12 protein-coding genes are annotated in these 12,359 nt (G+C 32.6%); 1 reads left to right on the top strand and 11 read right to left on the bottom strand.

The features are described 5' to 3' along the window. Nucleotides 1-70: 70 nt before the first annotated feature. Nucleotides 71-733 (top strand): uracil-DNA glycosylase, encoded by a 663-nt coding sequence (ung, locus tag LG45_RS11745; protein WP_035127425.1) that lies wholly within the window; start codon nt 71-73, stop codon nt 731-733. Between the two features lie 119 nt (nt 734-852). Here the strand turns inward: ung and LG45_RS11740 are convergent, their stop codons facing one another. From LG45_RS11740 to LG45_RS11690, 11 genes are all read right to left on the bottom strand, one after another. Then, nucleotides 853-1,788, bottom strand: a complete 936-nt coding sequence (locus tag LG45_RS11740; RefSeq protein WP_035127423.1) for a transglutaminase-like domain-containing protein — start codon at nt 1,786-1,788, stop codon at nt 853-855. A gap of 20 nt (nt 1,789-1,808) precedes the next feature. Next, the gene (locus LG45_RS11735; protein WP_035127421.1) at nt 1,809-2,660 is read right to left on the bottom strand and encodes a substrate-binding domain-containing protein; all 852 of its coding nucleotides are present in this window, start codon (nt 2,658-2,660) and stop codon (nt 1,809-1,811) included. 102 nt (nt 2,661-2,762) lie between these two features. Beyond that, a complete protein-coding gene (locus LG45_RS11730) occupies nt 2,763-3,293 on the bottom strand; it encodes a GNAT family N-acetyltransferase (RefSeq protein ID WP_035127420.1) in 531 nt (176 codons plus the stop codon). 91 nt (nt 3,294-3,384) lie between these two features. Then, nucleotides 3,385-3,762 carry a VOC family protein gene (locus tag LG45_RS11725; RefSeq protein WP_035127418.1) on the bottom strand — a complete coding sequence of 126 codons (378 nt, stop codon included), beginning with the start codon at nt 3,760-3,762 and terminating at the stop codon, nt 3,385-3,387. A gap of 88 nt (nt 3,763-3,850) precedes the next feature. Continuing rightward, a complete protein-coding gene (locus LG45_RS11720; protein WP_035127416.1) occupies nt 3,851-4,717 on the bottom strand; it encodes a nucleoside phosphorylase in 867 nt (288 codons plus the stop codon). Between the two features lie 104 nt (nt 4,718-4,821). Further along, complete coding sequence (locus LG45_RS11715; RefSeq protein WP_035127414.1) at nt 4,822-5,154, bottom strand: translation initiation factor; 333 nt, start codon at nt 5,152-5,154, stop codon at nt 4,822-4,824. Between the two features lie 558 nt (nt 5,155-5,712). Further along, complete coding sequence (locus tag LG45_RS11710; protein WP_035127413.1) at nt 5,713-6,111, bottom strand: GxxExxY protein; 399 nt, start codon at nt 6,109-6,111, stop codon at nt 5,713-5,715. 643 nt (nt 6,112-6,754) lie between these two features. After that, entirely contained in the window at nt 6,755-7,705 is a 951-nt protein-coding gene (locus tag LG45_RS11705; RefSeq protein ID WP_035127411.1) for an isopenicillin N synthase family dioxygenase, read from the bottom strand. 246 nt (nt 7,706-7,951) lie between these two features. After that, nucleotides 7,952-8,353, bottom strand: coding sequence for a hypothetical protein (locus LG45_RS11700; protein WP_035127409.1), 402 nt, complete (start codon nt 8,351-8,353; stop codon nt 7,952-7,954). A gap of 145 nt (nt 8,354-8,498) precedes the next feature. After that, nucleotides 8,499-9,944, bottom strand: coding sequence for a hypothetical protein (locus LG45_RS11695; protein ID WP_035127407.1), 1,446 nt, complete (start codon nt 9,942-9,944; stop codon nt 8,499-8,501). A 208-nt stretch (nt 9,945-10,152) separates the two neighbouring features. Further along, nucleotides 10,153-11,400, bottom strand: coding sequence for an adenylate/guanylate cyclase domain-containing protein (locus LG45_RS11690; protein ID WP_052087574.1), 1,248 nt, complete (start codon nt 11,398-11,400; stop codon nt 10,153-10,155). Nucleotides 11,401-12,359: the final 959 nt, after the last annotated feature.

Genomic DNA, 12,359 nt, shown 5'->3' with positions numbered 1-12,359 from the left:
AGTTTCAAAGTTACGAAGGATGTAATCCATATTGCAATAGATTTTTATATTTTTGATAAAAAATTATGATATGTTTATAAACGACCCTTCGTGGCAAAATCATTTAGCAGCCGAATTTCAAAAACCATATTTCATTGAGCTGATGCAACAAGTGGATGAGGAATACATGAACTTCACTTGTTTTCCGCCGAAGGATTTGATTTTTAATGCTTTCGAAAAGTGTTCGTTTGATGATGTAAAAGTCGTAATTATTGGTCAAGATCCGTATCATGGTGATGGCGAAGCCAATGGATTGTGCTTTTCTGTAAACGATGGTGTGAAAATTCCACCATCACTACGCAATATATTTGCCGAAATTAACTCGGAATTTGATACTATTTTTACTCCAACTTCTGGCAATTTAGAACGATGGGCAAGTCAAGGGATTTTACTTTTAAATGCTGGATTAACAGTGAGAAAAGATGCAGCCAATAGTCACAAACATTTGCAATGGAACGTTTTTACGGATACTGTGATTAAAAAAATATCAGACGAAAAAGAACACGTAGTTTTTTTACTTTGGGGAAGTTTTGCTCACAAAAAAGGAAGCCAAATTGATGCCGAAAAACATTTGGTTTTAGAATGCGGACATCCATCTTTTGCCCATTCCCATAAAAAGTGGTTTGGAAACAATCATTTTAAATTGACAAACGAGTACTTGATTTCAAAAGATAAAAGTGGTATTTCTTGGTAACAGAAGTTCAAATGAATTACTAACTAGCCCTGATGCAAGGGAAAAACTCCCGATTTTTATCGGGATTTTGGAAAGGCAGCAGGAATAAGGATGGCAAATAAAGACCAAGCCATTCGCTCCTAATTCAAAGTCAATGCTCCCAAAATCTCTTCACTCATAAACGGTCCACCCGGATAATGCGCCGTGTAATCTAGGTTTAGCCATATTTGACCGCGTTCGTCTATGTGATAATTCACGACTTTATCTTTACTTTCATTGACGAATAATACTTGCTTAATGAGGTAATTTACGGCTTCAAAATCTTTCTTGGTACCAATAAGAATCTCGGGATAAATATGACCATCGGTGTGAATTAGACGCGGTGTACCACCAATTGATCTTACGCAAGCTGCCATTAAAATAGAATGGTCGTCGCAATCACCTGATAAATATTCGAGTGATTCGGTCGCTGTGGCAATGTAATCTTTGTTTTTGGGATCGCTAACGTAGTTCCAACGGCTGTTGATTTCCTTGAAAACGGCAAAACATTGAATGATGGTAGCATATTCTCTAAAATCGTCTTTACTTTTCCTGAAGTGTTTGGTAGTTGCCATAATAGCAAAACTTCGAACCTTGGGATTATCATATTCGATGGCGTCCAAAACCTTGGATTTATTGGGAAAAGGAAGCATTTTAGAAATAATAATATCCTGCGGATTCGGATTGTCAGACATAAAATACAACATGTATTCATAGTCTTCAAAAACGCTTTTAAAGCCGTAACCACCAAAAACGGTTCCAACAAACAATGTAACTAAATAAAGGAAGATAGAAATCAATATTATTTTTCGCATTGCTCTTAAAACGAGCTGAATAACTACGACTATCAAGATGAAAATTAGTATTCTATCAATGTGCCAAAACCAATTTACATCGATGGTGTTTTGATGTACAATAAGAAAAACTGGAATGGTAAGTAAAATATTTAAAACAAAAATAATAATCGTGTCCCAAGGCTTATTCACCTGGAATTTGGACATTATTTGGTCATAAGTTAATTTTACTTTTTGTATCATAAAGTTACAAAACCGCGAAGCTAGAGGGCTTTTACAATTTTAGCAAATGTACCTTTTTTATCAATAATTTTAAGGTCAAAGAGTTGATTTTGAATTTTGTTTAACATTTCATTAGATAATTCACTTTGCGACCATTCGGTTATAGACAACCATTCTTGGATATCTTCAATCTTTTGATGGTATTTTTCTGCTAAAATGGAGTCAATTCCTTCAATCTCTTTGAAACTTTGGGTTTTGATATTAATGATTTCAAGAATTTGAGCAATCGTGTTTAGATGTTTTTTCAATACCTCTTCACGAACAGCAATCACAAAACACGGCCATGGAGTAGGACAATCGGCTACTTTTCTAAAAATGCCTTTGTCTACCAATGGTTTGGTCATGAATTTTTCCCACATGAAATAATCGGAAGTTCCATTTGCCAAACTCTCGACTGCGCCATCAATGGTATTTACAATTTCAAATTTCAAATTGTCTGTATTCCAACCTTGGTTATTAGCATTTACATAAGCCATCAATTGCGAACCCGAACCCAAACGCGAAATAGCAACTTTACCGTTTTCTAAATCAGAAAGCGTTTGATACTTAGATTTTGCATCCACGTGAATTCCCCAAACTAGCGGACTTTCAACATATACCTGCACAATCTTACATGGATTTCCACCCACGATATCTTTCACAATTCCTTCAGATAAAATCACAGCAATATCCGTTTCGCTATCACGAAGCATCTGACACATTTTTCCAGTTCCTTCTGGCACATCAGTCCATTGCAAGTCGATTCCAACGGCCTCAAATTCGCCATTATCGATACTCAAATGCCAAGGTAAATTAAAATGTTCGGGAACACCAGCGATTTTTATATGCTTCATTTTTTTTGTATTAAGATTGGAGTATTAAGTAGTAAGATTTTGCTTCACACTTTTTACTTCATATTTTATACTTCGTACCTATTACCTCGTATTTCGTATCTCTTACTTCGTACCTTCCATTTTCCACCATTTCCAAATCACGCCGTCTTTATCGGGATAATCTTCCATGAATTTCATTCCTACTTTTTGTAGAACATGATTGGATGCGCCGTTTTGAGCATGTGTATAAGCGTTCATTTTATCAATGTTCATCTTATTAAAACCATAATCCAACCACATTACCGAAGCTTCTGTTGCATAACCTTTATTCCAGAACTTTTCATTCAATCGATAGCCATAATCAAAGAAATTGGTATTTCCGTTTTCTACGTGATCGTTTACAAATTTGATTCCTGTCCAGCCAATAAATTCGCCAGTCTCTTTTACAATTGTTGCAAATCGACCAATGTTGTTTTCGGCATATTGTCGGTTTACATACTCAATAACTTTGATAGTTTCATCTATTGTTTGTGTTGGAGTTTGCCATAAATACTTATGTACTTCCGGATTGTTATCCATCTCAAACATAGCTTCAGCATCCGATAATTCTAACGGACGAAGAATAAGACGTTCTGTTTCTAATACTAAATTCATATTTTTTTACTAATCACTAATCACTAATCACTATTCACTATTCACTATTCACTATTCACTATTCACTATTCACTATTCACTAATCACTATTTCACGACAAATTCAAATGCGAAATCACAATCCCAAACCCATCAGGATCCAAAAACTGAATCCCATTTTCATTCCAATACGGATTTTTAGAAGTCACAAATTGAACCGAATGGTGTTCTAATTTCTCTTTAAGCAATTCAAATTCCAATTTACTATTCGGATAAAAAACCAAAAGATCATCGTCATCAAAAGTATGTTTAGCAACTTCATCCGATTGCGTGAATTCCAAATGCCAATTCTCATCCTGTTTTCCAATAAAAGCACCATCATAACCGTCGTGATTTTCAAAACCACCAAGCAATTCCAATCCTAAAATTTCAATATAAAAGGATTTCAATTGCTCTAAATTGTTGGTATGTCTCGCGTATCTAAAAGTCATAATTCCCAGTCTTAATACTTAATACTTAATACTTAATACTTAATACTTAATACTCCAATCGTAATACTTAATACTCCAATCTTAATACTTACTTCGACAACTTATCCAAAGTATAAGCAATCAACTCATCAACAGCTTTGTATGGGTCTTCACTGAAAGTACCACTTGCACGATTGGCAATGATAGCATTTAATGATAAACACTCATGACCAAGTAGTTTTCCTAAACCATAAATTGCTCCAGTTTCCATTTCGAGATTGGTGATTCTGTTTTCTTCAAATTCAAAATTATCCATTTTAGAATTCAATTCCTCGTCCTGAATATTCAATCGCAACACACGACCTTGCGGACCATAAAATCCTCCTGCCGTTGCCGTAATTCCTTTATGCATTTTATCGCTTTCGATGATTTTTTCAAGCTTTTCGGAACACGAAATAACATACGGTTTTCCTTTTCGTAAATCCCAATTGGTGTGTTTTATAAAGGCGTCTTCCATTTCGCTATTAGAAACGGTATCAATCAAATAGGAGCGAAGCATGTTGTCCAATCCCAATCCGAATGTAGACATCACAAAGCTATCTACCGGAATATCATCTTGCAACGAACCCGAAGTTCCAATGCGAATGATATTCAACGAAGTCAATGTTTCTTTGGGCATTCTGGTTTCCAAATCGATATTCACCAATGCATCCAATTCGTTCATGACAATATCTATATTATCCGGACCAATACCAGTAGACATTACGGTAATTCTTTTCCCTTTGTAAAGTCCGGTTTGCGTTTTAAACTCACGTTTTTGTTGCGAAAACTCAATCAAATCGAAGTTCTTAGTAATTTTCTCTACACGATTTTGATCACCCACAAAAATAATGTCGTGCGCTATATTTTCAGGTTTCAGATTCAAGTGATACACACTTCCGTCTGGATTTAATATTAATTCTGATGATTGTATCATTTTGTCATTGCGAGGAACGAAGAAACCCGAGCACAGCGAACTGAGCGTAAGCTAATCTCCTCTTTTTAAATTATTAATTCTCAATTCGTAATTCGTAATTCTTTTCAACCTCCAACACGCTTAGTCTTAAACCCTTTCTCCTGCAATAGTTTCATAATCCTATCGCGGTAATCGCCTTGAATAATGATTTCACCGTCTTTGAAAGTACCACCAACGGCCAGTTTATTCTTTAATTCTTTGGCTAATAGTTTGAAATCTTCCTCTTCACCTTCATAACCAGAGATAATCGTGGTAGGCTTTCCTTTTCGTTTTTCAAATTTACAAATCATAGGTTCTTTTTGAACATATAATTCGTGGTCTTTTTCCTCAACAGCTTCTGGTTCGTTAGAAACTACGTGGTCTGGGAACAGGTTTTTTAATTGGTCTTGTAAATCCATATTTTTTTTTGGACGCTGATTAAAATTGTTTTTTTTTAATAGTTATTTTCAAATATATAATTTTTAATGAAGCACAGTATTTTTTGGACGTTTTTTGGACGCTGATTAAACGGATTCGATAAATCGAAACGCTGATAAAAACGGATTTTTTATTATGTATTACTATTTTTATCTGCTTTTATCCTCGTTTTACAAAGTAAATCTGTTTCATCCGCGTTCCATTCATTTAAAACGCTTCGATAAATTTGAAAGTCTAATTAAAATTGTTTTTTTTAATAGTTATTTTCAAATATATAATTTTTAATGAAGCACAGTATTTTTTGGACGTTGATTAAAATTGATTTTTTTAATAGTTATTTTCAAATATATAATTTTTAATGAACCACAGTGTTTTTTTTGGACGCGGATTAAACGGATTCGATAAATCGAAACGCTGATAAAAACGGATTTTTTATTATGTATTACTATTTTTATCTGCTTTTATCTGCGCTTTACAAAGTAAATCTGTTTCATCCGCGTTCTGTTCATTTAAACGCATTCGATAAATCGAAATGCTTTTTAAAACCTATTTTTTCTTATTTTTCTTTTATTTTCAAATATTTTTCTTCTGAATTCTGGTTTTTTACCGAAGTTTAGTAATAAGCCAACTTCGCAATCAGTTCCTCTTAAATAGTTTACAATCTGATTTTCAAATTGTTCAACTATGTAATCAGCTGCTTTTAATTCTAATATAATTTTTTCTTCAACGATTAAATCGGCAAAATAATCTCCAACTTCATCGCCTTTGTAATAAACTTTAATTCTTTTTTGAGGAACAACATTTAATCCTTTGTTTCTCAATTCAATCAGTAATGCATTCTGATAGACATTTTCTAAAAAACCATGGCCAAGTTCATTATAAACTTCATAAAATGTTTTTAAAATAATATCAGTTAAATCCTTGTGCAATAATTCCATGTGGCGTTTATTAAAATGTTAATACTCTCAAAAAAATCAGTTTTTATCCGCGCTTTACGAAGTAAATCCGCGTCATCCGCGTCCAATAATTTATTACCCTTAAGTAGTTATGTAAAAAATCAGTTTTTATCCGCGCTTTACGTAGTAAATCCGTTTTATCCGCGTCCAATAATTTATTACCCTTAAGTAGTTATGTAAAAAATCAGTTTTTATCTGCGCTTTTACGAAGTAAATCCGTTTTATCCGCGTCCAATAATTTATTACCCTTAAGTAGTTATGTAAAAAATCAGTTTTTATCCGCGCTTTACGAAGTAAATCCGCGTCATCCGCGTCCAATAATTTATTACTCTACATTGTTATATAAAAAATCAGTTTTTATCCGCGCTTTACGAAGTAAATCCGCATTATCCGCGTCCAATAATTTATTACCCTTAAGTAGTTATGTAAAAAATCAGTTTTTATCCGCGCTTTACGAAGTAAATCCGTTTCATCCGCGTCCAATAATTTATTACTCTACATTGTTATATAAAAAATTAGTTTTTATCCGCGCTTTACGAAGTAAATCCGTTTTATCCGCGTCCAAAAAAACCAAAAAAGACATCAAGCATAACCCAATGTCTTTTCTATTGAATTATAAAATCAATTACTTCTTAATCAATCCCAAATCAACCAATCGTTCATACAAGAATTCACCTGCCGAAATATCATCGTATAATTTTGGATTATTTTCATCAATACAATTCTCTAAAACGTCCAGACGCATATCGCTTACCGGATGCATGAAAAACGGAATAGAATAACGCGATGTTCCCCAAAGTTCTCTTGGCGGATTCACCACTTGATGTATCGTAGATTTTAATTTATTATTCGTGTGACGCGACAACATATCGCCCACATTAATCACCAATTCGTCTGGTTCTGCAATAGCGTCAATCCATTCGCCATCGTGGTTTTGAACTTGCAAACCGCGACCTTGCGCACCCATTAAAAGTGTAATCAAATTAATATCACCGTGAGCAGCAGCACGAATAGCATTCTCAGGTTCTGAAGTTATTGGCGGATAATGAATTGGTCTCAAGATTGAGTTTCCTTCTTTACCGTAATTATCAAAATAAAATTCGTCTAAGCCCAAGTGCAATGCCAAAGCACGCAACACATAAATACCTGTTTTTTCAAGCATTTGATAGGCTTCTTTTCCTACTTCGTTAAAACGAGGTAATTCTTTTACTTCTACGTTATCAGGATATTCTGAAGCGTATTTGGAATCTTTGTCTACATACTGACCAAAGTGCCAAAACTCTTTCAAATCGCCTTCTTTGCGACCTTTTGCATGTTCTTTTCCAAAAGAAACATAACCACGCTGACCTCCAATGCCTGGAATCTCATAGCTGTATTTTGTTTCTAAAGGAAGTGCGAAGAAATTCCTAATTTCTCCATACAATTCATCCACCAATTTGTCATCCAAAAAATGACCTTTTAGCGCCACGAAGCCAATATCTTCGAAAGCTTTTCCGATTTCATTTACAAATTTTTGTTTACGTGTCGGATCATCCGACAGGAAATCACGCAAGTCAACACTAGGAATGTTTTGCATTGTACTAAAACTTTTTTGTTAATAACTTACTTTAGGAGTAAACTCCGTTATAACTACAAATGTAAGAATTTTTTAGTTTGGAGGAGTGGAAGTTGTTAACAATTGTTGTTGGGATTATTGGATTGTTGGATTGTTGGATTTTTTGGAACGCGGATGAAACGGATGAATAGCAACGCGGATTTGGGCGGATTTTTTTATTGGTTTAGTTTGTTAGAACGAATATCAAATCTTCACTATTTGGTTTGCTCACTCTATTAATAGTAATTTTTTCAGTTTGTATATTAAATCTATAAACTTATATGCTCCATCTTTAGATTTGAATGCGAATGCAACGCCCTTAATAAAATCATAGTCATTTTCTTTTATACAACTATCTTCGCATTTAAATGACACATTACCAACAATTTTTACACCATTAAAGATTCTTTCGTCAACTTCATAGTATACTTTCACATCTTCTAATGGTATTTGATAATTGAGAATATCTAAAATATTTTCATTTCTATTAATGAAAACTTTGGTAAGTTGTGGATTAGCATTATACATTCTTAAATTGTTATTTAAGTCGGCTATTATTTGGTCAACACCACTTTGAGCATAAAAGTAACTTGAACAAAATAAAGTGAAAAATAAAAAAAAAATCTTCATATATAATTTTTTTTAAATAGCTTGCTGTTAACTTGTTGCGTCTTGGAGAAGTTGAAGATTTGTAAAATAAAAAAAAGGATTAGGATTTACGATAATTTCAGAAACGTAATAGCAATATTGATTATCACTTTTGTACGCTGTTTTTTTACATTATTATTTCATCCAATTTTTGATTCATAAATTGGTCAATTTTAGTTTCTTCATTTTTCTCTTTTAATTTTAATAGTTGCTCAATATCTTTATCTTCTAATACAATTATGTATCCTTCTCTATCATGTAAAACATCTTTACATCGTTGAATCATTTTTGCTTTATTTTCGATTGTTCTGCAAAGTAGAATTCCAAACATTCCTCTTTGTTTACTAAATCTAGTTTGCAATTGGTCAATTTCTGGATTTCCTAATTCTTTTCCATAATTTTTACACTCAACAAATATTTTTGGACAATGAATTTTGTTTAAATTATTTAGTTGATGAAAAAAACCTTTTTCGTTATTATTAAAAACTATATCAATTCTTTTTCTTCCGTCATTAATTTTCACTTCACCTTTTGGATCGTAAAGGCGATTTCCAAAAATTTCAATTAAATTATCAAAAGTAATTTTATGAAAATTTGTTGCTTCTTTTGTTCCTGTTTCAATTTTTTTTAAAATTTCAATTCTTTCATCTGCGGATAATATTCTTCTTTTAGGCTCAAGTTTTGCTTTTTCTCCTTTAAGTGCAGTTCTTCTTAGTTCCTCTTTATATTTTTCTAATATTTTTGGATTCTTTTTTGTAAAATCATATAGAAAATCTGTTCCCATTGGATATGTTTTCTTTAAATCAGCAATTGTAACTTTTATTGTTCCATTTTTTAAAACTGAAGCAAGTGAATCGCCAGCGTGTGAATGTTCTGCTCTTAAAAATTCAAGAACAAAATTTCTATAATATTTGTCTTTACTTAATTCTGGGTCTTGTCTTACACTTGTTATTGGTAAAAGAATTTTTGGTTTTCCGTTTACGATTGGCAAATAGTCAAAATAACTTTTAAAATTTAAAATTTCAAAGTCAAACGCAGATATCGCAACGCGTTTTGTAGGAATTGAATATAAATCACATTGTTCTTTTGTAAATTCAATTAACTGCTTTTTTAAAATATTTGATGTTATATCTGAAATTTTGTCTCTGTTTATTCCTGGAATTAATAAAGCACAATCTGCTATATCCTTTATGTCTCCTGAAATTGCGGCTTGACTAGTTTCGAAAGCAGATTGAATTTCCTTAGCTTGTTTTGGACCAATACCCCTGCCTGTTGAACCATTTTGAGAGTAACCAAGTGCAACTTCATTTACTTCGTGCAAAGCACTTAAAAGTTTTTTTATTGTTTGCTTATCTCCAACTTTGATACTATCAAGCAAATATTGAAAATAAGTTGCAATTTGATTTTCACATTCTTTAGACCATTTTGTTCCCATTGCTGAAATTCCAAATGGGTCTAAAAAAAGCGCAATATCTTGATGTGCATAAATATCTAAAAAATTAAGTTCATCCTGTTCTATTTTTAAGCCGAAAAATTCTGTAAACTTTTGAGGTCGAGTAATTATTTTATCCATCTATTTTATTTTTTTGTCTATTCTTTTTGGTTTTCTGTTGCTCGAAAATGGCAAAAAACGTTCTGCGGCTTCATGAAGTGGCGATGAACCAAGACCAAGTATTTACAAATATAACAAAAACTTTAAATTAAAAACTTTTTCCATTTCTGATAAATCCCATACCTGGCCATTTCTCGAAACCACTTTTAGAAGTAGTTTTTAATAACGGCTATTCTGATTCTTGTATTTCATTCTCTTGTGTTACAATTTTCCAATTTGGTTCTTGTACAGCCGTAAATACACTTGGATTCACATCTACTTTATATACTTCCGCTGTTCCTTCGTTTTTAATATGTAAAGTTGTTTCTATGAATTTTACCTGTGTAGCTCTTAACCTTTCAATTTCTTCTTTAGCAGGTTGATTAAGAATTGTATCTCCGGCATTTGCACCAGACATACGGCATGCATAAACCACAGGAATTCCTACTACTGTTAGTTCATTGCTTGTATTAACTAAAGTTACTGTACCATAATCTATGCCAATTCCTAATCCGACATCATTGATAAAAACATTGAAACAACCTTTAGAATCATGATAATGTTCGTCAAAAATTTTATGACAATCTTCGGCTGCTTTTAAAGCTCGAATGATAGCTTCTTCACCACTATAAAATTTTGGAAAGAAAGCTAAGATTCCATCACCAGTAAATTTGTCAAAAATTCCATAATTTGAAATTATTATATTTGAAAGTTTTCTACTTAATTCAGTAATAAATTTAGAAAATAATTCTGGCTTTCTAGCTTTTAGCATCAACTCAGTAGAGCGTCTTATATCAATGGATACAACAACTGCATCACAGCTTTTTGCATTTTCAAAAAGTTTTGCGAAATCTTGACATTCCAGTATTTTTGTTTGTGCTTCTTCGTTTATCCTCGGCAAAATATGATTGATTTTTTCTTTTGCTTGAAGCTCAGAAGTTAGCTGATCTAAATCCTTGATAACTCTCTGTTTATCTTCTTCTTTATCATTTAGCTGTTTTGTAGTTGTTGTTAGTTTTTTCTTCAGCTCAGTTATTTCTTCCAATAATTTCATTTGATTATCAATATTTGGACTTGCAAAAGATGACCAAGACTTTCTGGCAAAATTAACATCGCTTATTATTCTAACATTTCCAAAATCGTCAAACTCAAATTGTTCATCTGAATGTATACCTAAATTCCTCAATTGTGAAATTGTTCTTTGTGTATTCCTTAAATGTTCAGGAACAGCAAATTGAGTTTTCAATATTTGCGGAGGTGGAGGCGGTGGAACATTTGATTTTATTGGATCTGCTATTTTAGATATTGTTGAAGGTGGAGGTAGATTTGTATCTTGTTTTGAATTATTTGGTTGCGGTGGAGATGAATTAGCTGGATTATTTACTTTAGCTTTTTTTGGAAGCTTTTGTTCTTTATTATTATTTATTTCGTTGTCCATATTTTTTAAAAATTATTAAGTTTAAGTAAAAAATTTAGTTTAAGTTATATATTTTCAGTTAATTAACTAGGTTTGTTTATTTGATCTTTTGTTGCGAAGAGTAAATTACTGCTAACTTATTGATGTCAGCGATAAATTACCAAATATCTAAACAAATTAAACTAGTGATGTGATGCAAATCAATTTTGCTACAACACAAACATATAAAATTATTCCTATTAAAAACCAAGTAAAACTACCTGATTTTCAACAAAGTTATTACCAAATTTTCATAGTTCGTTTACGGTTTTCCGTAAGGTTATTAAAAAAGTTTGTTGTAAGGCAATTGCATTATTTGGCATTTTTTAAAATACTTACTCCGTACTTACGTCATACATACGTCATACATACGTCATACATACGTCGTACATACGTCGTACATACGTCGTACATACGTCACACATGAGTCGGGTATGGTTAGTTTACGGTTGTCAAAAAGGTTATTAAAAATGTTTGTTGTAAGGCAACATTAATTCGTAGTAGCAAAGGCATGGATAAAGCATAGATAAAGCGTACATAGTGTGTGTAGTGTATGTAAAAGCAGTACTTAGTTTGGGTATGATTAGTAAGAAGGTTTTTTTGTAGTGATTTTTGGGTTTTAGTTTGCCTTTGTTCTACAGTTGTTCGACAAAAGTGCCCTTTTAGCGAAGCGCAGTAGAACAACATACGAACAAGATAGTAACAAAACCCCTAAAAAAACGGTCAAACAAGTCAAGACCGGTCAAAACCAGTCAAAACCAGTCAAGACCAGTCAAAACCGTTCACGCAATTTATGGGTTTTTAGAGTAAAATAGCACTAAATACAAGGCTTTACAGCGTTTATCTTATAAATAACAAAGTTGTCGTTTTTAACCACAAAGTGCACAAAGAATGCACAAAGCACACAAAGAAAAAAATCAGCGCTAAATCCGTTTAATCCG

The sequence above is a fragment of the Flavobacterium aquatile LMG 4008 = ATCC 11947 genome (genome assembly GCF_000757385.1).
GTDB classification, from domain to species: domain Bacteria; phylum Bacteroidota; class Bacteroidia; order Flavobacteriales; family Flavobacteriaceae; genus Flavobacterium; species Flavobacterium aquatile.
The sequence above is the reverse complement of the archived record's forward strand: the minus strand, read 5'-3'. Positions and strand labels throughout refer to the sequence as shown.